General features: G+C 61.0%; 16 protein-coding genes. 4 read left to right on the top strand and 12 right to left on the bottom strand.

Translation table 11 applies throughout. The features are described 5' to 3' along the window. Positions 1-165: 165 nt before the first annotated feature. From CH92_RS04395 to CH92_RS04375, 5 genes are all read right to left on the bottom strand, one after another. Entirely contained in the window at positions 166-2,133 is a 1,968-nt protein-coding gene (locus tag CH92_RS04395) for an alkyl/aryl-sulfatase (protein WP_025240565.1), read from the bottom strand. 204 nt (positions 2,134-2,337) lie between these two features. Beyond that, positions 2,338-3,681 (bottom strand): DUF1329 domain-containing protein, encoded by a 1,344-nt coding sequence (locus CH92_RS04390; RefSeq protein ID WP_038622802.1) that lies wholly within the window; start codon positions 3,679-3,681, stop codon positions 2,338-2,340. A 2-nt stretch (positions 3,682-3,683) separates the two neighbouring features. Then, positions 3,684-5,555, bottom strand: coding sequence for a DUF1302 domain-containing protein (locus CH92_RS04385; RefSeq protein ID WP_025240563.1), 1,872 nt, complete (start codon positions 5,553-5,555; stop codon positions 3,684-3,686). A 104-nt stretch (positions 5,556-5,659) separates the two neighbouring features. Further along, positions 5,660-6,838 carry a serine hydrolase domain-containing protein gene (locus tag CH92_RS04380; RefSeq protein WP_423833160.1) on the bottom strand — a complete coding sequence of 393 codons (1,179 nt, stop codon included), beginning with the start codon at positions 6,836-6,838 and terminating at the stop codon, positions 5,660-5,662. A gap of 478 nt (positions 6,839-7,316) precedes the next feature. Beyond that, positions 7,317-8,213, bottom strand: a complete 897-nt coding sequence (locus CH92_RS04375) for a LysR substrate-binding domain-containing protein (RefSeq protein WP_025240561.1) — start codon at positions 8,211-8,213, stop codon at positions 7,317-7,319. 141 nt (positions 8,214-8,354) lie between these two features. Between CH92_RS04375 and ydiJ the strand changes: the two genes are divergently transcribed. Beyond that, positions 8,355-11,396: a D-2-hydroxyglutarate dehydrogenase YdiJ gene (gene ydiJ / locus CH92_RS04370; protein WP_025240560.1), complete on the top strand. Its 3,042-nt coding sequence runs from the start codon at positions 8,355-8,357 to the stop codon at positions 11,394-11,396. Positions 11,397-11,546: 150 nt separating this feature from the next. Here the strand turns inward: ydiJ and CH92_RS04365 are convergent, their stop codons facing one another. The 3 genes from CH92_RS04365 to CH92_RS04355 are packed head-to-tail and all read right to left on the bottom strand — an operon-like array spanning position 11,547 to position 15,370. Then, the gene (locus CH92_RS04365) at positions 11,547-12,998 is read right to left on the bottom strand and encodes an aldehyde dehydrogenase family protein (RefSeq protein ID WP_025240559.1); all 1,452 of its coding nucleotides are present in this window, start codon (positions 12,996-12,998) and stop codon (positions 11,547-11,549) included. After that, positions 12,995-13,969, bottom strand: coding sequence for an NAD(P)-dependent oxidoreductase (locus CH92_RS04360; RefSeq protein ID WP_025240558.1), 975 nt, complete (start codon positions 13,967-13,969; stop codon positions 12,995-12,997). The genes CH92_RS04365 and CH92_RS04360 overlap by 4 nt, the downstream gene beginning before the upstream one ends. Before the next feature lie 9 nt (positions 13,970-13,978). After that, on the bottom strand, positions 13,979-15,370 hold the full coding sequence (locus tag CH92_RS04355; RefSeq protein ID WP_025240557.1) for an NAD(P)/FAD-dependent oxidoreductase: 1,392 nt from the start codon (positions 15,368-15,370) through the stop codon (positions 13,979-13,981). Between the two features lie 345 nt (positions 15,371-15,715). Here CH92_RS04355 and CH92_RS04350 point away from each other — a divergent pair, with 345 nt between their 5' ends. Continuing rightward, the gene (locus tag CH92_RS04350; RefSeq protein WP_025240556.1) at positions 15,716-16,768 is read left to right on the top strand and encodes a GlxA family transcriptional regulator; all 1,053 of its coding nucleotides are present in this window, start codon (positions 15,716-15,718) and stop codon (positions 16,766-16,768) included. Positions 16,769-16,824: 56 nt separating this feature from the next. Here CH92_RS04350 and CH92_RS04345 read toward each other — a convergent pair whose 3' ends face one another. From CH92_RS04345 to CH92_RS04330, 4 genes are all read right to left on the bottom strand, one after another. Then, positions 16,825-17,214, bottom strand: a complete 390-nt coding sequence (locus tag CH92_RS04345; protein ID WP_080689967.1) for a cupin domain-containing protein — start codon at positions 17,212-17,214, stop codon at positions 16,825-16,827. 12 nt (positions 17,215-17,226) lie between these two features. After that, a complete protein-coding gene (locus tag CH92_RS04340; protein WP_025240554.1) occupies positions 17,227-17,580 on the bottom strand; it encodes a RidA family protein in 354 nt (117 codons plus the stop codon). An 11-nt stretch (positions 17,581-17,591) separates the two neighbouring features. Beyond that, positions 17,592-17,945 carry a cupin domain-containing protein gene (locus tag CH92_RS04335; RefSeq protein WP_025240553.1) on the bottom strand — a complete coding sequence of 118 codons (354 nt, stop codon included), beginning with the start codon at positions 17,943-17,945 and terminating at the stop codon, positions 17,592-17,594. Positions 17,946-18,194: 249 nt separating this feature from the next. Further along, positions 18,195-19,511 carry an NAD(P)/FAD-dependent oxidoreductase gene (locus CH92_RS04330; protein WP_025240552.1) on the bottom strand — a complete coding sequence of 439 codons (1,317 nt, stop codon included), beginning with the start codon at positions 19,509-19,511 and terminating at the stop codon, positions 18,195-18,197. 613 nt (positions 19,512-20,124) lie between these two features. Here CH92_RS04330 and CH92_RS04325 point away from each other — a divergent pair. Together CH92_RS04325 and CH92_RS04320 are read left to right on the top strand one after the other, a co-directional pair. Continuing rightward, entirely contained in the window at positions 20,125-20,898 is a 774-nt protein-coding gene (locus CH92_RS04325) for an NAD(P)-binding domain-containing protein (protein WP_025240551.1), read from the top strand. An 86-nt stretch (positions 20,899-20,984) separates the two neighbouring features. Further along, positions 20,985-22,373 (top strand): MFS transporter, encoded by a 1,389-nt coding sequence (locus tag CH92_RS04320; RefSeq protein ID WP_025240550.1) that lies wholly within the window; start codon positions 20,985-20,987, stop codon positions 22,371-22,373. Positions 22,374-22,458: the final 85 nt, after the last annotated feature.

Genomic DNA, 22,458 nt, shown 5'->3' with positions numbered 1-22,458 from the left:
CGAAGGCCATCTTATCGGGCTTTTCGAGGCGCTCTAGTATCCCTGAAAGACGGGGCCGAAGGGAGTATCCGAACCTCAACGCTTCGTTGCTGACGCTGAATGGCTGCATGAACATGTGTCCACGCCGGCCCGCCCAAGACTGGGCGGGCCGGTGTCTGAGGACCGCTAAGGGGTAACCAGATTGAACTGCGGGTTCGCCTCGTCAAGGCCGCCCAGCAGTTTGAGTAGTTTCATACGCGCGCCTTCAATGTCGATACCGCCACCTGGAATCGACTCTTTAAGGAAGCCCGTTTCCTTGAGGGCGATACGGTCGAGCAGCGCCTTGGTCATGCTCACGCCGATGTCCGGCTGCGCATGGTGTGAATCCTTACGATGGGTCAGCACGCCGTTGCGCAGCGTCAGGGCGTAATTTTCGTCGAGGTCGGTGAAACGCCAGTTGATCAGCAAATCCTGGTCAGCCGCCTTCATCGCATCGATGCGCACGGCCAGGTAATCGAAAAACATGCTGGGGGTCAGCGCCCGTACCATGTCCGGCGCACCGTTGCGCGCACGTGCTTTGGCCACACCCACGCGCAGTTCATGTGCACCGCTGAGGTAGACGTTGCGCCAGGTGGCATTCTCGCTCTGGTAGCCGAGCTGCTCCAGGGTGTCGGCCTGCAATCCGCGTGCGGCGGCATTGTCTGGCTCGGCGAACACCAAATGGTTGAGCAATTGCGCGGCCCAACGGTAGTCGCCTTCTGAAAAGGCCTGGCGAGCGCTGCTCAGCACTGCATCGGCGCCGCCCATTGCCGCCACGTAACGGCCGCCTGCATCCACGGGTGGCAGCGGGTCGAGATTGGCCGGATTGCCATCGTAGAAGCCCATGTATCGCTGATACACGGCGCGCACGTTGTGGCTGAGCGAGCCGTAGTAGTCACGGCTGTACCACTTATTGGCCAGGCGCGGCGGCAACGATCCCAGCTTGGCGGCGATCTCGGTCGGGCCCAGCCCCTGGTTGATCAGGCGCAACGTCTGGCTGTCGAGAAAGGCGTACATGTCTCGCTGATCGGCCAGATAGTCGCGAATCTCTCCGCCACCCCAGGTCGGCCAGTGGTGTTGGGCAAACAGCACTTCGGCCTTGTCGCCGTAGCGCACCAGCGCCTTGTCCAGGTAGTGGGCCCAGACCTTGGCATCGCGCACCAAAGCGCCGCGCAGCGTCAACACGTTGTGCTGGGTGTGAGTCGCGTTCTCGGCCATGCACAGGGTTTTGAACTGCGGAAAATACATGTTCATTTCCGCCGGAGCCTCGGTGCCCGGCGTGAGCTGGAATTCGATCTCTACACCGTCGACCTTGTGCGTTTCCAGCGGCTCGACGATCAGGTCAGTCGGTGCGATCAGGGTCACGGTCGCATTGGTCGGCGTGCCCTTGCCGAGGCCGGAGTCGACCTGCCCACGCTCGCCGCGCGGCAGCAGCGCCCCGTACATGTATTGCGCCCGGCGCATCATCGCCGGTCCGGCCAATACGTTCTCGCTGACGGCATGTTCATAGAAGCCTTCCGGCGCGATTACCTTCACCTTGCCGGCCTTTACATCGGCCTCGTCGATCACGCCGCGTACACCCCCGAAGTGGTCGACATGGGAATGGCTGTAGATCACCGCAACCACTGGCTTGCGCGGGCGATGCTTGTAGTACAGATCAAGGCCGGCACGGGCGGTCTCGGCACTGATCAGCGGGTCGATGATGACCAGGCCGCTGTCACCCTCGATGATGGTCATGTTCGACAGGTCTAGGCCGCGAATCTGATAGACGCGCTCGCGCACTTCGAACAGGCCGGCAATGTTGTTGAGCTGAGCGATGCGCCAGAGGCTCGGATTGACACTCGCCGGCGCGTCATTGCCATCAAGGAAGTTGTAGGCCATGCGATTCCATACCGGCTTGCCATCAGCGTTTTTGACCACGCCGTCGAAAGGCTCGATCAGCCCCCGTCGGGCATTGTCGAAATCGGCTCGATCCTCGAACGGCAGACGCTGCAGCCAGGCCTGGTTGCGCTGCTGGGTGATCTCGGTAGCCGGCTTGGCAGGCATTGACTGGTCGGCTTGAACGCCGAGAGCGAGGAGCGCCAGGGTGAGTGCGCTAAAGCGAAAACTGAGCATTAGGTGGACTCTTTTCGATCTCGTTATATGGGAATTTTTGAGTGTGCGCCGACTGCCGGGACAGCCCCACAGCGGCGCTGTATACCAGCGAAAGTTTGCAATCGTCTCGGCTCATGTATGCAGAAATAGGCACGGCGATCAGCTGATCGCCGCCGGCATCAGCCTTGCAGCCCACCCATCCGAGTGGCCGGACACTGCGCTTTTCTATTTACCCAGGCGCTTCAACCGTGCAGGTGTGAACTCGGATTTGGACAACGTTTCACCAAACTGTGCCTTGCTGGTGACCTCGTTGGCCAGGTAGTTGACCGCGTAGCGTCCCGAGATCAGGTCGTAGGTTGCTTCGACCGCCGTCATCGGCAACTGTATATCGTGCAGCATGACGATGTGCGATTCGTAGCTGCGCCACAGCTCTCCGCGACTGTCATAAATATCAGAGGCCACGATCTGCCATGTGTCCTCGTCGAGATAGAACCGACGTTTGGCGTACACATGCCGAACACCCATTTTGAGAGTTGCCTCGACAACCCACACGCGATGCTTTTCGTAACGCGTATGGTCCGGGTTGAGGTAGCCCGGTGTCAGCAGGTCGCGGTATTTGACCTGCTTACTGGTCACGCGGTAGGCATTGTAAGGAATCAGCATTTCCCGCTTGCCCTGCAGTTTCCAGTCGTAGCGATCAGGCGCGCCGTTGTATCCATCGACACTATCGGCGATCACCTGGCCAAAGCTGTACCGCGCACTGCTGTCGTAGGCTACGGTCGGTGCTCTGCGCACACGTCGCTGCCCTGGGTTGTACCGCCAGGCGGAGCGCGTACCCGCCGCCAGATTCAGCGGTTCGTGGACGAGCGTCACCTCACCTGCATAGCGTGACGGCGCGGTGGTGCGTACACGGTTGAGCAGCAGAACGTTCTCGCTCGGGTCGAGATCGCTGATGTTCTCACGAAAGACGGTCAGGCCGTCCGAGCGGACCAGCGTGTAATCGCCGGTTTCCTGCACGGTCGCGGATGCGAATTCCCGCCGAATCGAACCGCCGCGATAGCGCGTGAGGTGATTCCACATGACCTGCAGGCCTTCGGTTGGCTGAGGGAATGGCACACCGAACTCGTACCCGTCCAGGCCGTTTCCGTTGTCACTCAGCGTGACCTTGCCGAGATTTTCCCGGCTTTTGTCGAGGTAGGTCTGAGGCAGCGTGGCACTGCGGTGACTCGGGTATACCGGCATGCGGTAGTCCAGATAGCGGGCAAACATCGCCTGTTGGCCTGGGCTCAACTGGTCTTTGTACTGCGCCACGTTGTCGTTGGTGATCACGAACAAGGGCTGCTCATCGGCGAACGGATCGCTGTAATCGCCACTGGCACTGATCGGCGCCGCACCGGGCTTCATACCACCATCCCAGGCCGGGATGCTGCCGTCAGCATTGCCGGCGCGTTCGGCCCCTACCGGGGTGAGGGCGCTATCCAGGCGCGCTGGATCGTCTTCCTTGGCCTGAACCAGAGTGCAGGCAGTCAACAGGCCAAGGGCGAGAGGTAGAATCTTGAAGGCATTCATGGTCAGAAGCTCGCTTTGACAGTGACCGAGGCATAGTCGCGGTCATCGATGAGGGAAAACTCGTTCGAGCCGAAGAAGCTGTTGTAGGCCAGTTCGAGCGAGTACTCGTTGCGGTAGTCGACGGTCAGGGCCAGGCCCAGGGCTTGCTGGCCTTCCTGGAAATTCGGGCCATAACCCTCCACGTCATGGCGCCAGTTGACGGAGGGGGTTACTACCGTGGCCGGGAACAGGTTTTCGTAGTTCAGGCCTGCACGCAGGCGATAGCCCCAGGAAAACGCGGTCATCACCCCGTTGGTGTTGCAGTTGGTGGCGGCGGCGAGTTCAGCGTCCGTCAGCCCTGCGGGATTCTGTGCGGAAGGCGTCGAGCAAGGGCTGCCGTCGGACGTTGGCGTGCGGCCGAAGGACCCCGCGCGACCGAGGCGCTGATCTGCGGGATCAAGACCCCCTATCCAGTTGCCACCGAGCTCCGCTGCCCAGGCCAGGCGCTGAGCACCAAGCACGTTGGAGAAGCTGTCGGCGGCACCCAGGCTGAACTGCCAGACCTCCTTGCGGACATAACCGTTTACTCGGCTGCCTCGGGCCACCGCCAGTTCGTCAGGCGTCATCGGCATGATCCAGCTGTTGCGCTGACCGGCTAGCAGGTTGATCAGGTCGGCAGAGTTGTAGCCCAGCGGCATGTTCGGGCGGTAGCTCATCTCACCGAACACCGCCGTACCGCCCACTACGCCGCTGATGCTGGCGCCGAATAGTCGGATGTTCTCTGGATAAATGGTTGAGTAGTCGCCCGTGTTGAGGTTGGCCCCCGGATTGCCCCCGGCGTTTGGCGCCTGACGGGCAATCACTCCGGACAGCAGCGGCGTGCGACTGTGATAGTTGAGGTAGTAGAGGCCGAGGTCGGCATAGTCGAGTGACTCGATCAGATAATGCATGGCCAGGCCGTACTGGCCCGTGTCGCTGGACCGTTCGGTGGCCGTGCGACGCAGGTAGCGCTCCGCCGCCGATTGCATACCCGGCGGCGCATCGACGGCATTTTCGATACTGGAAATATCGGTGGTGGAAATGCCGCCGGCCACCAGCTTGTTGTATTGGCAACCCTCTTGGAGCGCGTCGTTGTTGCTAAAAAAGGTGCCGCAGCCTCCCAGGACGGAGGGACGATAATTGTATTGCCAGAAACCCTCGACGCTGAGGTTATCGGCCAGATCGTAGTTGAAGGAGATCATCTCGACCGGCAAGAGGCCTTCTTTCAGTTCTGTACCGGGACGATTAAACGCCGAGACGTCCAGCGGGTTGATCGCATTGACACCGTTTTGCAGGAACAGCGCCTCGCCCCAACTGAGAACCTGCTTACCGACCTTCAGGCTCAAAGGGCGCTCGGCCAGTTCGAAATCCTTCCAGACGTAAGCGTCGAGCACCTCGAACCCCTTGAACTTGGCGAGATCTTGCCAACCGGAGTCATCGAAGCGGCGGAAGTCGCCGTTTCCGGTTTCCATGGCATGGTCGTACCAGTACTTGAAGCGGATAAAGGCACCTTGTGAACCGTCATTCAGATCGAACTCAGTCAGCCCTTTGAATAGGGTCGAAATGGTGTCGTCCTTGCTGAAGTTGAGCTTTCCGTCATCACCGTTGTAATTCGTGCCTACGCCCACCTTGCCAATGCTGGCGGCGTCCGCCTTGTTCAACAGGCCCTTGTCGGCATTCTGCAAGGACCAACTGGTACCCAGTGACAGGGTGGTGTTGGTGGTCAGGCTCCAGTCATTTTCAAAGTCCCAGGTGGCCGCCAGCGAACTTTGGCTGGCGAGCGCAATGCCGAGCGTAAGGGCGGTGCGGGTGAAGCGCTGTCGATGTCTCGGGTGACAAGCAATCAAGTTGTTCATATAACCCTCTCGTTGTTTTTGTCGGGTCCGGGTTGCGGTCTTTTGTGGGCAATAGCTCGCCGATGCGCATGCGCCTGCGCAGTTTTTTCGGGGTAACGCTGTGTTTATTGCGGCATGGCGTTCAGCACTGCGCTGACCATGTTGTTGAAGGTAGCGGGTGAGTCGATCGCCCTGGATGCCACCTTGGCGGGTCCTTCGGCACTGGTCGCACGTCGTGCCAGGTCGGGGGTCGCCGACAGCTTGACGATCACCACTTCGCGTTTCGGGTTGATGTAGATCTTCTGGCCGAAACGGCCGCTGGCCTCGAGAGATCCGTCGCCGTCGTTTTTCTGCAGCCAGTAATTGCGGTAGGCGTAACCGGGACGTCCAGGGCCCAGATTGCCTTTGGCGAAGAGCTGCGCGTCTCCGCTATCCAGGAGACTGCGAACGGCTTGGTTGAAGCTGTCGTCCGCAACGTCACTCCCAAGCTCTCGGCGCACCAGCTCGGCGAAGCGCGCCGTATCGCGCAGATTGCTGCTGATACCGCCGCTGGCCATCTCGGTACCCAACTCGTCTACTTGAACATAAGCGTCTTCCTGGGCGAAGCGCGCCCAGATCCGCTCTGCCACCAGCTCGCTCCAGTTCTGCCCGGAAATGCGCCGCATCGCCCACGCCAGCGCCTCGGGCGAGCCATTTTGATAGAAGAATAACGGCTGCGAAGCGGAGCCCTCGGCGATCTTCGATACTTGCAGAAACGAATAGATGTCGGCCGGCATATCCGGTTTGCGCGGAATCAGCCCGGTCGCAGCGAACAGGCCCAGGTCGGGCGGAACATTCTCCGGATAGGTGACGGCCACCTGCATATCGAGATTCTGGCGCACCGTACTTTCACCAAAGGGTGTACCGCTCAGTTCGGGCACGTAATCGGCAAGCTTGGCTTGAGGGTCGAGCTTGCCTTCGGCGATGAATTGCGCGGCGAGCAGACCGGTGACCGACTTGGTCATGGACGCCCATATATGCGGTTGGCGGACGTCGAATTGATCGAGGTATTGCTCGAATACGATCTCGCCGCGATGTAACACGATCAAGCCGTCAGTTACGGTTTGCGCCAGATAAGCGTCTAGAGAAAGCGTTTCGTCGCCAGCAACGAATGTCAGCGAGCCAAGGCCTTGACGAGGACCGAACTGCAGCGGTAGCGGGCTTTCTGCGCGCGGGATATTACGAGTAGGCGACACCTCCCGCGCATGGCGCATGGACCAGCGCAGATAAGGAGGCTGGAAGGCATTAGTTTTGTTCACGCGCATCTCCGCAGCAGGTGGAAAGCCCTGCATGACTTCAGAGCTACCGGGACTGGCCGCCAACGCGGGTTGCAAGGCGGATGTGATGAAAAGCGTGGCGCCAAGCAGCATGCCGCAAGGGCTAGGTACGCGGATGACAAGGGTAAGAACGGCGCTTGGTTTCATTATTGTTATCCCAGTAGCGGAATGATCCGTGAAGGACTTCTGGGCGATCCTATCCAAGCATTTTCATGAAGAACTAATAGAACTGTGCGATGCGAGGCATGCCATTTTGGAATACGGCGCCGAGTGTTCCGGACATGCCACACCGCTTATATCGAAAACTCGAGACCGTGCTTTAGCACCCGCTAACCGCTCGAGAGCCAACCTGGGAAGCGGTACTGGCTCTGCAGCCAGCTCTGACGCTAGCGTCCACTGAGCTTCAGCGGGTGTGCATGGTTTAGCCGCTGAGGGATTCGATCCTTCTTAACATGCTCCACAGCGATCAGTTGCGCTTGCTAGAACTCTGCAGCAGCCACGACCTGAACGCCTCCAGCGATGGCAGTACGGCGTTACGAGGCGGATAGACCAAGCAGTAGGTGCGCTGGCTGGGAATGGGCTGGCCGACCGCCAGCAGATGCCCCTGGCGCAGCTCATCTTCCACCAGCAGCTGCGGTACCAGACCGACGCCGATGCCGGCGCGCACCGCCTGGATCAGGTGGGAGGTCAGCTCGAAGTTCGGCCCGCCGCGCATGCGTTCCGGCGCCAGGCCATGCCGAACGAACCATTCGGCCCAAAGAGGCGGATGGCTGGCAACCTGCAGCAGCACTTGCTCGGCGATGACCTCCGGCGCAACCGCCCTGCCCTCGCCGAATGTCAAAGGGCTGGCGACAACCACCATCGCCTCATCCACCAATGGATGCACTACCAGCCCGGGTTGATCCGGACTGCCGACACAAATCGCCGCATCGATCTCGCCCTCGTCGAAATCCACGGCCTGGATCCGCGAATGGATATGTACCTGCACGCCGGGGTTGGCCGCATAGAAATCGTTGAGCCTGGGCAGCAGCCATTTCGAGCCAAAAGTCGGCAGCAACGCCAGCCGCAGCGTACCGACACCGGAACCAAAGGCCACCGCCTGCAGCGTCGCTTTGCGGATCTGAGTCAGCGCGCCCTCCAGTTCGCGAAGATACAGACGGCCCACATCGGTCAACACGATATTGCGCCCTTCGCGACGGAACAGGGTGATGCCCAGCAGCGCTTCCAGCGATTGCACCTGCCGGCTCACCGCGCTCTGGGTCAGAGACAGTTCTTGTGCCGCGCGGGTATAGCTTTCATGGCGCGCCGCCGCCTCGAACGCCAGCAACAGGGACATGGACGGTGTCAGCCGGCGATAATTCATTCATAAACCTCATGGATTGGCGACGAAAAATACCGTTGTAGCACGGGGGCACGGCTCGGAGAATGCTCGCATCCCAATAAAGAGCTCGGCTTGAACACCTTCCGTTAGCGAAGGGATAGAACGCCGGCACGAGGAACCACCATGATTGCCCGTATCCCCACTACCGCGCCCGCTGCGCCCTACATCGCCTTTCTCGACGCCCTGCGTGCGGCCGGCTTTCGTGGCGAGATCGCCCAGGACCACGCCAGCCGCACGGTGCTGGCAACTGACAACTCCATCTACCAGCGCTTTCCGCAATCGGCGGTCTTCCCCGTCGACGCCGACGACGTGCAGACCCTGGCCCGCGTGGTCAGCGAGCCGGCGCATCAAGGCGTGCGCCTCTCTCCACGCGGCGGCGGCACCGGCACCAACGGGCAGTCGCTCACCGATGGCGTGGTCGTCGACTTGTCGCGGCACATGAACAAAATTCTCGAAATCAACGTCGAGGAGCGCTGGGTGCGCGTGCAGAGCGGCGTGGTCAAGGATCAGCTCAATGCCGCGCTCAAACCGCACGGGCTGTTCTTCGCGCCGGAGCTGTCGACCTCCAATCGGGCGACCATCGGCGGCATGATCAATACCGACGCCAGCGGTCAGGGCAGCTGTACCTATGGCAAGACCCGCGACCACGTGTTGGCGCTCGACAGCATCCTGCTCGGCGGCGAGCGTCTGCGCAGCGGCCCGGTGGACGAGGTGACGCTGGCGCTGGAACTGGGCCGGCAGGATCGCATCGGCGATGTTTACCGCTGCGCCGAAGGCATCCATCGCGAGAAAGCCGAGCTGATCGAAGCGCGCTTTCCCAAGCTGAACCGCTGCCTGACCGGCTATGACCTGGCGCACCTGCGCGAGCCCGATGGCCGCTTCAACCTCAACAGCGTGCTTTGCGGGGCCGAAGGCTCGCTGGGCTTCATCGTCGAAGCCAAGCTGAACGTGCTGCCGATCCCCAAGTACTCGGTGCTGGTCAACATTCGCTACGCAGGCTTCATGGACGCGCTGCGCGACGCCCGCGCGCTGATCACCATGACCCCGCTGTCCATCGAAACGGTGGACTCCAAGGTGCTGCTGCTGGCCATGAAGGACATCGTCTGGCACGGCGTCGCCGAATACTTCCCTCAAGAATCCGAGCGCCCGACGCTGGGTATCAACCTGGTGGAGTTCAGCGGTGATGAGGCCGAAGAGGTCGATGCGCGCGTCACGGCCTTCATCGACTACCTGCAACGCGACACCTCAGTCGAGCGTCTGGGCCACACCCTGGCCGTCGGCAACGCCGCGGTCACGCGTATCTACGCCATGCGCAAGCGGGCGGTGGGCCTGCTGGGCAACGTTAACGGTGAGGTGCGCCCGCAGCCCTTCGTCGAAGACACCGCCGTACCGCCGGAAAACCTAGCGGACTTCATCGCCGAATTCCGCGCCCTGCTCGACGGCCACGGCCTGGCCTACGGCATGTTCGGCCACGTCGATGCCGGCGTGCTGCACGTGCGGCCCGCCCTGGATATGAAGGACCCGGCCCAGGCGGCCATGGTGCGGCCAATCTCCGATGCGGTGGCCGAACTCACCCAGCGCTACGGCGGCCTGCTGTGGGGCGAACACGGCAAAGGCGTACGCTCGGAATACGCGCCGGCCTTCTTTGGCGAGCTGTATCCCTCGCTGCAGGCGCTCAAGCGCGCATTCGACCCACACAACCAGCTCAACCCCGGCAAGATCGCCACGCCGCTGGAAAGCGCCGAGCCACTGCTGAAGATCGACGAGGTCACCTTCCGTGGCGAGCTGGATCGGCAGATCGACGAGCGCGTCTGGCAGAGCTACGGCACCGCCGTGCACTGCAACGGCAACGGCGCCTGCTACAACTTCGACCCGGACGACGCCATGTGCCCGTCCTGGAAGGCGACCCGTGAACGCATCCACTCGCCCAAGGGTCGCGCGTCGCTGCTGCGCGAGTGGCTGCGTCTGCAAGGCCAGGCCGGCGTCGATGTGCTCGCCCCGGCAGTGGGCGGGCCGGTGAATTTCCTGCGCTCGCTGCCCACCCGCTGGCGCAACACGCGCGGCGGACAGGACGATTTCTCGCATGACGTTTATGACGCCATGGCCGGTTGCCTGGCGTGCAAATCCTGCGCGGGGCAGTGCCCGGTGAAAGTCAATGTGCCGGAATTCCGCTCACGCTTTCTCGAGCTGTATCACCGTCGCTACCTGCGCCCGCTGCGCGACTACCTGATTGGCTCGCTGGAATTCACCCTGCCGCTGTTCGCTCATGTGCCGTGGCTGTACAACGCGCCAATGGGGTCGAGCGGGGTCAGCAAATTGATGGCCGAGCACATCGGCATGGTGGACAGCCCGCTGATCAACCCTTTCGATTTCAAGGAAACCTGCCGCCGCTGGAACGTGATCACCGCGACGCCAAAAGCGCTGGCCAAACTGGACAGCGAGCAGCGTAAAAAAGGCGTGATCCTGGTGCAGGATGCCTTCACCCGTTATTTCGAAACGCCGGTCTTCGCCGCCTTTATCGAACTGGCCAGCCGAGCAGGCTTCCAGGTGTACCTGGCGCCCTACTCGCCCAACGGCAAGCCGCTTCAAGTGCAGGGCTTCCTCGGTGCGTTCACCCGCACCGCACGGCGCACGGCCAGTCGGTTGCAGGCGCTGGCGGGCTTCGACATTCCGCTGGTGGGGCTGGACCCGGCGATGACGCTGGTCTACCGCCAGGAATACAGGAAGATCCCTGGGCTGGAATGCCCTGAAGTGCTGCTACCGCAGGAATGGCTGGTCAAGGCACTGCAAGCGCTGCCCGTCACTGCCGAAGCAGCGCCGCAAGCCTATCGTCTGCTGGGTCATTGCACCGAGAAAACCAATGCCGCGCCGAGCGCCGCGCTGTGGAATGACGTCTTTGAGGGTGCGGGACTCGCCCTGGCGAGCCAGGCGACCGGTTGCTGCGGCATGTCCGGTACTTACGGCCATGAAGCGCGCAACCTGCCGACCTCGAAGGTGATCTTCGAGCAGTCCTGGGCGCGGGCGTTGACGGTAGAAAACGAAGCCGAGCCACTGGCGACCGGTTATTCCTGCCGCAGCCAGACCTCACGCTTCCACAACGCCAAGCTGCGCCACCCGATCCAGGCTCTGCTGGACCACTACCGCGCCAGTGCCTCGGTCATCTAAGCAATGCTGATCGGCCGCCTCATCTCGATGAGGCGGCCGATCACGTTAGCAGTCGCGAACAAGCAGCCGGTAAGGCGGGTATAAAAACTCAAGACAAAAAAAAGCTGCTCACCGGGGACCCTGGTGAGCAGCAAAGCGTGGTCGCACGGTTCAGGTCAGTTGATAGCTGGTCTTGACCTTGGTGAAGAAATCGCGCGCATGAGTGCCCTGCTCGCGTGCCCCATAGCTGGAGCCACGGTTGCCGCCGAAGGGCACGTGGTAATCGACGCCAGCGGTTGGCAGGTTGACCATCACCATCCCGGCGGACGAGTTGCGCTTGAAATGCTCGGCGTACTTGAGCGACTGCGTGCAGATGCCAGCCGACAGGCCGTAGGGCGTGTCTTCCGCCGCCGCGAAGGCTTCTTCGTAGTCGCGCACTTTCAGCACGCTCAGGACGGGTCCAAAGATCTCTTCGCGGTAAATCCGCATTTCCGGCTTCACGTCGAGGAACAGCGCAGGCTCGAGATAATAGCCACCGCCCTCGCGTTCCAGACGCTTGCCACCGCAGGCCAGACTCGCACCTTCGGCAACGCCGGATTGGATGTAACCCAGATCGACCTCAAGCTGCTTCGGATCCACCACCGGGCCGATGTCCGTAGCGGGATCCAGCGCATCGCCGACCTTCAGCGCCCGGGTGCGCTCGGTCAGCCGTTGGGTGAATTCGGTGTAGATGCCTTCGGTGACGATCAGCCGGGAGCTGGCCGTGCAGCGTTGGCCGGTGGAGAAGAACGAGCCCTGCAGCGCAACGTCCACGGCGATGTCCAGGTCGGCATCGTCCAGGACGATCAGCGGGTTCTTGCCGCCCATCTCCAGCTGCACCTTGGCCATGCGCTCGATGGCGATGCCGGCGATCTGGCGGCCGGTCTGCTCGGAGCCGGTAAAGCTGATGGCCTTGACCAACGGGTGACGCATGACGGTATCGCCCACGCTACGGCCCGGGCCGATGAGCATGTTGAACACACCGGCCGGCAAGCCTGAGCGAGAAATGATTTCAGCCAGTGCCCAGGCCGACGACGGCACCAGTTCGGCGGGCTTGAACACCACGCAGTTGCCAAAGCAAAGCGCCGGTGCAATCTTCCAGGCCGGGATGGCGATCGGGAAATTCCACGGGCTGATGATACCGACCACACCGACCGGATGGCGGGTGACGTCGATGCCCACGCCGGCGCGTACGGAATCGTACTTTTCGCCAGAGGCACGCAGCGCTTCCTGTGCATAGAATTTGAACGAGCGGCCGGCGCGATCAACTTCACCCAGCGCCTCACGCACCACCTTGCCTTCTTCTCGGGCCAGCAGCGTGGCCAGCTCTTCGCGGCGCGCCAGTATTTCGCTGCCGATGCGATCCAGCACATCGGCACGCAGCTGCGGATTGCTGTTCGCCCACTGCGCAGCGGCAGCGTGGGCCGCCTCGACCGCCTGGTTGGCGAGCTCGGCATCGGCGCGGACGAAGCAATCAACGATCTCGCTCGGATTCGACGGGTTGCGGTTCTCGAGGATCTGCTCGTCGCCACGCGGAGCTACGAACGCGCCATTGACGAAACTGCTTTTGATACCTGCGCTCATTGTGCTGCTCCGGCACGTTTTCCCTCATTTGGGCTCGCATTGACGAACGCCGTGATGTTATCGAGGGAGCGGCTGATCAACCCCTGCATAGAATCCTGACTGCTCCAGGCCACATGGGGGTTGAGAATGAAGTTATGACGGTCGATGAGGCGGAACAGCGGGTTATCCGGCTGGACCGGCTCATCGACCACCACGTCCAATGCAGCGCCACCGATACGACCCTGCTCGACGGCCTCGATTAGGGCGGCTTCGTTGACGATGCCGCCCCGCCCGGTATTGATCACCACCGCGTCTGACTTCATCTGCGCCAACTCATCGGCATCGATCAGGTTCAAGGTTTCATCCGTAAGCGGGCAGTTGATCATCACCACGTCACTGCGCTGCAGCAGAACATCCAGCGGTACGAAGTTCGCGCCTTCGTAACGGCCGCCGCGGTCATAGACGATCACGTCCATGCCGATGGCTTTGCTGAGTTCAGCGACGCGCTTGGCGATGGGCCCATTACCCACGATACCAATCACCCGGCCACGCAGATCGCGGATCGGGAAGTCGAAATAGATGTTCTTCGTTTCATGGCTGCCGTCACGCACCTGCTGCATCACGCGGTGGTAGCTCGAGACCTTGCGAAAGAGCTCGAACATCATCGCCAGGGAATGCTCGGCCACCGTATTGGTGGCGTAACCGGGCACGTTGGTGACTTCAATACCGCGGGCGCGGCAATAGTCCATATCGACGATATCGGTGCCGGTCAGCGCCAGGGAGATCATCTGCAGATCCGGCAATTGTGCGAGGTGCTCTTCGCGCAACGGAACGCTGCAGGTCATGGCGATGGTGGCGCCCTGCAAACGTTCCAGAACCTGATCGGGGCGGGTGTAAACGTAACTGGACCACTCGTGCTCGAAAGGCAGCTGGGGCGTAATGACCCCAGGGCCTATGCCTTCATCGTCCAGAAATACGACGCGATGCTTCATGGGCAGTCCTTATTTCTTCTGTGCAGGGACGTAACCGGCTGGAGCCAGTGCCGCAAGCTGATTGGTCAGGAAGCCGGCGTCCTGGTCGTGGTCTTCAAGCGACTCCTTGCGGACCAGGGCATTTCGCACCAAGTGCGCACCGACGAAGCGGAAGGGCTCCGGGGGAAACAACTGCATTTTCTGATTGACCAGACCGCAATTCGCCCACTCGTCGTTGGCCTCTTCGACCAGGGATTTGATGATCCGGCTGGCGAAGACGGTAGTCGCCACGCCATTGCCCGAGAAGCCGATGCCGAACACGATGTTCGGATGGCCGCCGAGCCGGCCGAAGTTCGGCAGGCCTTTCATCGCGCGGTCGATGGGCCCCGTCCAGTTGCTGACGATGGGCACATCGGCCAGTTGCGGATAGAAGCTGCGCATCTCTTCGGTGACCTTGTCGGCAGCCGGAGAGGGACGCTCGTACAGATCGCCAATCTTCCCGGCGAAGCCGAACTGGCCCAGCGGCTTGCCGAACACGATGCGGCCTTCGGTCGTGTTGCGGTAGTAATTGAGCACAGTGCGCGAATCGGTGATGCACTCGCCACCACTGAACCCCATCTGATCGAGGCGTTCCTTGACCGGCGCCGTTGCCACCATGTCACTGGACATGATCGCGATCATCCGACGCAATTCCGGGAACTGAGCGCCCCAAGCGTTCATGGCCACGACGACTTTCTTCGCCTGGATTTTTCCGCGCTCGGTATGGACGACCGGAACATCGGACCGCTCCAGATTCGTCAACGGGGTCTTTTCATAAATGCAGACGCCGAGTTCAAGGGCAACACGACGCAGGCCGCGGGCCAGCATCGCTGGCTGCACGGTCGCAGCATTAGGGTCAAAGATACCGCCCATCATCCGCGGCGAACCGGTTCGCTGGCGCACCTGCTCCGGCGTCAGCGTCTGGAACGGGTTCACTCCGTGGCGCTCGAGGCTGTCGGTGAGGATCTTCCAGGAATTGACCTGGCGCTTGTTGCTGGCCGTCCACAGCCAGCCATCCTTACGGTATTGAGCATCGATGCCATGCTCGCGGCAAAAGCTGCCAATCTCGTCGATGGCCGATTCGGCAGCCATACAGATTCGGTGGGCTTCTTTCTCACCGCAGATACTCATGACCGACAGGTACTTGGCCCACCAGTTGGTGGCGATGCCACCGTTACGGCCGCTTGCACCCGCGCCGCAGCGATCGCGCTCGATCACTACGATTCGCCAGTCAGGATGGGCCTGCTTGAGTCGGATGGCCGACCAGAGTCCGAGAAAGCCTCCGCCAATGATGCAAACGTCGGCTTGATCGTTGCCTTCAAGTGGTGGGGCAAGATGGCTCTCGCGATCGAGGGCCTGTGCATACCAAAAACCACGGTACATGTCTGTTCACCCAGAGTGAAAACGGTTCGAGACAATGGTGCCGAGTCCACCGGGTGGTCACTATCAGGATACGGACAATTGTTAGAAGCCCAATGCCGGAGAAACGGGCAACAGCTCACTTTGAGATGAAGGCGGGCAGCTGCGCGATGGCTTTTTGATAGCAAAACCAGCGAATGTCCGAAATCTTCTATACCACGTGTCGGATGTTATGTTTCAGACAGCCCGACAGGATTACTCTTACAGCTGGGCACAGCATGACGCGTAAGCGATTCGAGGCTGGATGCTCGAGCGATGCCTGATCCGCCCTGTCATCCGCGATGGAACATGGGCGCGAGGACAAAAATAATGAAGACTTCAAGCGCATACGAACCGTCCGCCGAGATCGCCGTGGACAACCTGATAAAGCCTGACCTGCGGGTCGGCTTCATCCTGATGAATCACTTCACCCTGGTCCCGGTCGCCGGATTGGTGGACTCGCTTCGATTTGCCGCCGACAAATCCTTCCGCAGCCAGCAGATCTTCTGCAAATGGGACTGGATGACCTGCAATGATCAACCGGTGACCGCAAGTTGTGGCATGCCGATCTCCCCAACCAAGCCACTCAGCGTCATCGGCGAATACGATTACGTGATCCTGGCGGGCGGCCTGCTGAGTGAAACACGCGATCCGCCGCAGTGGTTGCTGGATCTTTTGTGCGAACTGCATGCAGCCAAGACCCCGATCATCGCCCTGTGCTCCGGCTCTTTCGTGCTCGGCAAGGCCGGGCTGCTCAATGGTCGCCGCTGCGCCGTGCACTTCACCACTCGCGAAGAGTTCATGGAGCGCTTCCCGGATGCCGATGTATTGGTGGACAAGAGCTTCGTCGATGACGATGGCATCACCACCTGCCCGGGCGGAACGGCCATCGACCTGGCTGCCAACCTGATCAGTCGTCACTGCGGTTCGATACGCGCGCAAAAAGGTCTTGAATACCTGCTGGTCGATGACGAAGAAATCCAGCGCCTGGCGACGAACGAAAAGGCGCCCGTCACCGAGCTTCATGTCTACAAAAACGAGATGGTGGAACGTGCCATCGCCTACATGCGCAACCACATCGACACACCAAGCTCGCTGCGTGCAGTTGCGAAAAGCATCGGCACGAACGAGCGCCAGCTGCATCGCGCATTCATGTCCAACACCAACGAGTCGCCTGCTCAATACTGGCGGAAACTGCGCCTCGATCATGCAAAGAAACTGCTGATGAATACCAGCCAACACATCACCCAGATCGCCTATGCCACAGGCTTTTCGGATGCGTCGCACTTCATCCTCTGGTTTCGCAAACAGTTCGGCGAAACGCCTTGCTCGTTCCGCAAACGCCGCCACGACGTCGAGAAACTGATCAACTCCGGGCACTGAGCCCGGATCGGCAGGTCTGGCCTCCGAGCACCAGGGCAGATGTGATGCCCTGGCGACTACGCCAGGGTCGAAGCACAGCTTTCCACCACGAGCAACGTGCAGCCCCGTGGCGATGACAGCACGTGGGTCGAGCCGACCGAATACACCACGACATCGGCTGCGCGAAATACTGCGCCGTCGCAATCCGTCACCGAGCCCTCCACCACGATCAGCATTTCGGTCGCAGAGTGCCTGTGCATGATGGAGCGCGAACCGGCCTCCATTTTCATCCAGTAGCTGCGCCAACGGTCATCAGCCTCGACCAGCAGATGCATGGTGACACCATCAAGCTTGATGTCAGCGACATGCATGGGTTGCCAATGAGCATCCTTCGCGGCGATCGTTTTGCGACCTTGCAGCGCGCTTGATGCCGCCCGCTCAGTGCTCATCGAGTTTCGCTCTCTCATGAACGCGACCCTTTACCGCTGAGGACGATGCGCCCATCCCTGAATCTCGATCAGATAGTCCGGGCTGGCCAGTTGCGCCCCGACACAGGCTCGGGCTGGCTGATTTTCTCCACCGACCCAGGCGTCATATACCTGATTCATCGCTTCAAAATCCTTCATGTCAGCGAGCCAGATCTGCACACGAATCAGCCCCTCACGACCGACACCGGCGCGTTTCAGAAGCCCGTCGAGTTGCGCCAGCACATCCGCCGTCTGGCCGCTGATTGGCGCCGAGCAATCCTCGGCTACCAGACCGGACGTTTCCACACGATCACCGACGATGATCAGCTTGCTGGCTCTGGGTGATGCGTCGATACGTTCAATCATGGCGGTCGCCTTTAGAAGATGACGTAGGTCTTGCGGAACTGCTCACGAATGTCCCAGACGCCTTCGCAATTGGCCGGGAAGAACACCGCGTCGCCAGCCCGCAGTTCGACGGGCTCTCCGCCGTCCGGCGTGAAGATGCACCAGCCCGCGATCACATGGCTGAATTCGCGGTTCATGATGTGACGGCGAAACTTGCCCGGGCTGCACTCCCAGATGCCGACCGAGGCGTCGGACGCTTCAATGGTGGTGTCCTGTCCGAGACGCGACTGGGCAACCACCTCTCCGACAGGCAACTTGGCGGGCGTGAGTTCGCCGGTCAGCGGCGAGTTTTCAGCGTTCTTGATGACGGTTACTGTTTTGGACATCCGTATGGCTCCGTGCGATGTGCGCCTGACGACAGATTCGGGCGCGAATGAATGGTCGGGTTATGGCTGTAGGTAATCGATAAGACGTGGCACCTGGCGCACTGGAAGCCGATACGCCAGGTTCGTGGGAATACTTATGGGTGCAGCGCGTAACGAGAAAGAACGACGCTGCAACGTTGCCTGTGCTGAATAAGGACTCCAAGACACAGGCACGACTAGACGACCGCTTGCCCGGGTTGTGAGCACCGATCAACTTTCCATACCGGCCTTGTATTGCCCCCAGCGCAAATTGGCGTTGACGCCGATCGAAAGAAACGGCTCGGGGGGGTTACGGTTGGGCCCTTCAGCGGCGATCAGGAAGTCGATCAGCTCATTGCGCTCGCCCGCTAGCCAATCGGCGATGAGCGTTCCGGTAATGGTTCCGCGGGTAATACCCAGCCCGTTGCAGCCAAGGGCGCCATAAACATTCGTTGCCAGCGTCCCAAAGTGCGAGGCGTGGTTACGCGTCATCCCCAAGGCACCGCCCCACGTGTATTCAAACTTGACGCCCGGAAGCATGGGGAAACGTCGGTCGAACGATTCGCGATGGGCGGTCGCTACCCGGCGCAGGAACGCCTGATTGCTCTTGCCGCTGGGGTTGAAGCTGAAGCCATTGCGTACCAGTAGCCGCTGATCCGGCGTGCGCCTCAGGGTGCTGCCAAACGGATCGGCCGGAATGATGCCCCAGACAGGCTTGCCGCCCAGACGGGCCTGTTCGGACTCGGTCAGTTGGCGGGTCATGCTGGCGTAGGTGAAAACAGGCAGCAGACGACCCTTCAGGAAGCCGAATTCAGATGCGAAGGCATTGTTGGTCAGCACCAGTTTGTCAGCGGTGATGGTGCCGTGGTCATGCTTGAGTACGATCGAGTCGCCGTACTCGACGCCCTTGATCGGCGTGCCTTCGTACAGGCTGACGTTGTTCGGCAGGCTATCGGCCAGCCCTTTCGCCAGTGCGGCCGGCTGCAAAAGGATGGTGCCGGGCGTGTAAAGGGCCTTGCGGTAGAACGCGCTGCCAATGTGCTCCGGCAAATCGCGAGCTTCGATAATGTCGTACGCCTGCCCGAGTTTTTCCAGGCCAGCTCTATAGGCATCAAGGACCCTGAGGCCTTTCTCCTCGATTGCGGCCTGGTACTTGCCGACCGGATTCAACTGACAATCGATGCCGTGCTCGGTGACGAGGTTCCGAATGATGCCCTGCGCAGCGAGATTCAGCTTCAGGCTCAAGCGCGCCGTCGCGGGATCACCGATGTAATCAGGCGCGCCGATGTCGTGAGGCAGATCGATCGCGAAGCCTGAGTTCCTGCCCGAAGGGCCGAAGCCAACCTGCTGGGCCTCGACCAATACGACGCCGTCATTGGGGAATTTCAACGCCAACTGGCGCGCCGCGGCCAAACCTGTAAAGCCAGCGCCAATCACCGCCCAGCGCGTAGACGTATGACCGCTATGGGGCGGCCGAGGAATGCGTTGCTTGCTGAGATGAAACCAGCCACAGCCGTTATCGTCAGCAGGGAGTTGTTGTATTTGCACGACAGGCGACCTTCTCGATATGTAAGTCGATTCTGCGGCGGCGCCCTTTTCCCGCCTATAAAGAAAATGACGATTGTCAGCAAAATTGCCACACCCCGTATAACGCTGACAGGGCCATGGCACGGTGCGCTTGGCCGTTAGAAGCAGGCGCGGAAGCTGTTCCCATGGATCGGCGTAACCCAGCCGCCACAGGCAAAAGTGATTCACGCATTGGCGGGCCGTAGCCAACGCGCGCCAGGCGTTGCTGGCCCTTTAAAACCATTCAAACGGACGCTGCGTTTCGCGTCGCCCTAGCGCTTCAGTTGAGATTCCGGCGGCCAGATGCCAGGCACAGCGACTCGTCCGCAGCCTCTAGAACCTCATATCAGTTGTCCCGTCTGTTATATGGCGTCGATAGGAACCGGTGAGATAGTCATTCAACAGCGCGGCCTGTTGCAGCTAACGCTCGGCTTGAATTGAGCTCGGTTATTCAGCTTCAGGCTCGACGACACAATAAAAACTCGGTTGGCATACGAACGCATGCGTGTGCGTAGCCGAACCAAACGAGCACTGTTCCGCCTTGTCGAGCCGGCCACGCGCCGAGACCGAAGGCGGACCCGCCGAGGGAAGATTCATGCAGAACCTAGGCATTCTGGGCGTTGGCGAGTTAACCGAAAAGGTGGTTCTCGGCCTTCGCCGCGGTGGCTACGACGGCAACATCTATCTTTCACCGCGCAACCACGAGCGTGCCACATCACTGCTAGCCGATAGCGGATGCCATCTGATGGAAAGCAATCAGGCGGTCGTCGATCGTGCTGATTGCTTGCTGCTCGGCGTGCGCCCCGAAGCCGTGCCGGTGGTTGCCCGCGAAGTCACGCTGAAACCGGGGCAGTTGCTGATCTCGCTCGCTGCGGGCGTCAGCCTTGATGCACTGGCCGAGCACTTTCCAGAGGCGCGCTGCATCCGGGCCATGCTCTCGTACGCAGCGCAGATCAATCAATCCATGGTGGTGGTCTGTCCGCCCGATGCAGAGGCCGAGCGTGCCCTGAAATCACTTGGCAATCTGGTGGTGCTGGACCAAGAGCCGGCGTTCGAATTGGCCACTGTCGCGGCCTGCATGAACGGCTGGTTCTATTTCCTGCTGCATGATTTGCAGCAGTGGCTCACCGAAAAAGGCCTTCCTTCCGACAAAGCGAGGGATCTGGTGCTGGGCAATCTCCAGGATTGCGTGGCCAGCGCTCGGCATCAACCCGAACACGCGCTGAGCACCCTGGGACAGAACATCGCCACGCCAGGCACCTTTACCGCAAACGGCCTGGATGTACTGAACCATCAGCAAGCGAGCGCGCCCTGGGGCGCTGCCTGTGAAATCGTTCTGGATGCCTTGCTGACCCGACCAAACCGCTAGCCGCAACGACTCCGCCAACGCTCCGGATCGGCATGAACCATGCCGCCGAGCGCCTGTGCGTAACAACAACAAAAGAGGAGAGCCCTATGTCCAGGCCCCATCGATCCGTAGAGGATGCCCCGCTCAATAATTTCCACCGTAAGCTGGCCGTGTACTCGGCCGGCGGCCCGTTTCTGGACGGCTACGTCCTGAGCATCCTGGGCGTGGTGATGGTGCAGCTCAGCGCTGCATTGCAGCTCACGTCAATCTGGGAAGGCCTAATTGCCGCGTCCGCCTTGATCGGCGTGTTCCTGGGCGGTTTTCTCGGTGGTTGGTTCACCGACCGCTACGGCCGCAAAGTGCTCTATCTCATCGATCTGGTGGCGATCATGGGCCTTTCCGTCGCGCAATTCTGGGTCGAGTCGGCCTGGCTGCTGTTCGTCTGGCGATTGCTGATCGGTATCGCCGTCGGCGCCGACTACCCCATTGCCACCTCCTTGCTGGCCGAGTTCCTGCCACGCAAGCAGCGCGGCACGCTACTGGCGGCCATGGTGTTCATGTGGTTCGTCGGTGCGGCTGTGGCGTATCTGGTTGGTGAGCTCGTCCTGGCCTTTGGCGGCGCGGATGCGTGGCGCTGGGTGTTGGCCAGCTCCGTGGTGCCCGGCGTGTTGTTCCTGATCGCACGCAGCGGCACTCCTGAGTCGCCTCGCTGGCTGATCAACCGCGGCCGTGCAGCTGAGGCCGATGCCGTCATCAAGAAGGTCTACGGCCCGGATTACTCGATTACCGACCTGCCTGAGCCCGCCAAGGAAGACCGTGTTTCGGTATGGGCGCTGTTCCATTCCGGCTACGGCAAGCGCATGGCATTCATCACGCTGTTCTGGACCTGTGCCATCATCCCGCTGTTCGCCATCTACGCCTTCGCCCCGAAAGTGCTGCTGGCGCTGAAACTCACCGGGGACTGGGCCAGCTACGGATCGATCGCGATCACCGCGTTGTTCGCCGTCGGCTGCCTGGTTGCGACCAAACTGATGGGCTCGATGGGCCGCCGCACCATGCTGATTCACAGCTTTTTGTGGTCGGGCATGGCGCTGATGCTGCTGGGCATTTTCCCCGATCATTCGCCAATGCTCACACTGCTGCTGTTCGGTGCCTACGCCCTGTTCATCGGCGGCGCTCAGGTGCTGGAGTACGTCTACCCCAACGAACTGTTCCCCACCGAGATCCGTGCCTCCGCCGTTGGCCTGGCGACTTCCTTGTCACGCATTGGCGCCGCGCTCGGCACCTACCTGGTACCCATCTCGCTGGCATCGCTCGGGATCGCCAACACCATGTACATCGCCGCTGCCATCTCGCTGTTCGGTGCGCTGGCGTCCTGGTGGCTGGCTCCAGAAACGGGCTCGCTGGATCTGCAGCAGGCGGCGTCTCTGAACAACAGTCCGAAGCCGGCCAGGCAGCCGAGCAAGACTCGCAAGCTGGCGGGAAGCATGCGATAGCCGCTGTCGACATTTTTCAACTGCATCGAGGGCCGCGCAACAACGCGGCCCTTGAGCTATGTATTCAAGCGATGGTCTGGCTCCG

This window comes from Stutzerimonas stutzeri, from assembly GCF_000590475.1.
Classification (GTDB): Bacteria; Pseudomonadota; Gammaproteobacteria; order Pseudomonadales; family Pseudomonadaceae; genus Stutzerimonas; species Stutzerimonas stutzeri_D.
Note: the sequence above shows the minus strand (reverse complement) of the source record. Positions and strands in the feature narration are given on the sequence as shown.

Excerpts from the sequence above, each read along its gene's own strand:
- CH92_RS04340 (WP_025240554.1), bottom strand. The coding sequence starts at position 17,580 with ATGATTGAACGTATCGACGCATCACCCAGAGCCAGCAAGCTGATCATC.
- CH92_RS04360 (WP_025240558.1), bottom strand. The coding sequence starts at position 13,969 with ATGAAGCATCGCGTCGTATTTCTGGACGATGAAGGCATAGGCCCTGGG.
- CH92_RS04380 (WP_423833160.1), bottom strand. The coding sequence starts at position 6,838 with ATGCGCGTGAACAAAACTAATGCCTTCCAGCCTCCTTATCTGCGCTGG.
- CH92_RS04395 (WP_025240565.1), bottom strand. The coding sequence starts at position 2,133 with ATGCTCAGTTTTCGCTTTAGCGCACTCACCCTGGCGCTCCTCGCTCTC.
- CH92_RS04325 (WP_025240551.1), top strand. The coding sequence starts at position 20,125 with ATGCAGAACCTAGGCATTCTGGGCGTTGGCGAGTTAACCGAAAAGGTG.
- CH92_RS04390 (WP_038622802.1), bottom strand. The coding sequence starts at position 3,681 with ATGAATGCCTTCAAGATTCTACCTCTCGCCCTTGGCCTGTTGACTGCC.
- CH92_RS04385 (WP_025240563.1), bottom strand. The coding sequence starts at position 5,555 with ATGAACAACTTGATTGCTTGTCACCCGAGACATCGACAGCGCTTCACC.
- CH92_RS04350 (WP_025240556.1), top strand. The coding sequence starts at position 15,716 with ATGAAGACTTCAAGCGCATACGAACCGTCCGCCGAGATCGCCGTGGAC.
- CH92_RS04345 (WP_080689967.1), bottom strand. The coding sequence starts at position 17,214 with ATGAGAGAGCGAAACTCGATGAGCACTGAGCGGGCGGCATCAAGCGCG.
- CH92_RS04365 (WP_025240559.1), bottom strand. The coding sequence starts at position 12,998 with ATGAGCGCAGGTATCAAAAGCAGTTTCGTCAATGGCGCGTTCGTAGCT.
- ydiJ (WP_025240560.1), top strand. The coding sequence starts at position 8,355 with ATGATTGCCCGTATCCCCACTACCGCGCCCGCTGCGCCCTACATCGCC.
- CH92_RS04320 (WP_025240550.1), top strand. The coding sequence starts at position 20,985 with ATGTCCAGGCCCCATCGATCCGTAGAGGATGCCCCGCTCAATAATTTC.
- CH92_RS04355 (WP_025240557.1), bottom strand. The coding sequence starts at position 15,370 with ATGTACCGTGGTTTTTGGTATGCACAGGCCCTCGATCGCGAGAGCCAT.
- CH92_RS04375 (WP_025240561.1), bottom strand. The coding sequence starts at position 8,213 with ATGAATTATCGCCGGCTGACACCGTCCATGTCCCTGTTGCTGGCGTTC.
- CH92_RS04335 (WP_025240553.1), bottom strand. The coding sequence starts at position 17,945 with ATGTCCAAAACAGTAACCGTCATCAAGAACGCTGAAAACTCGCCGCTG.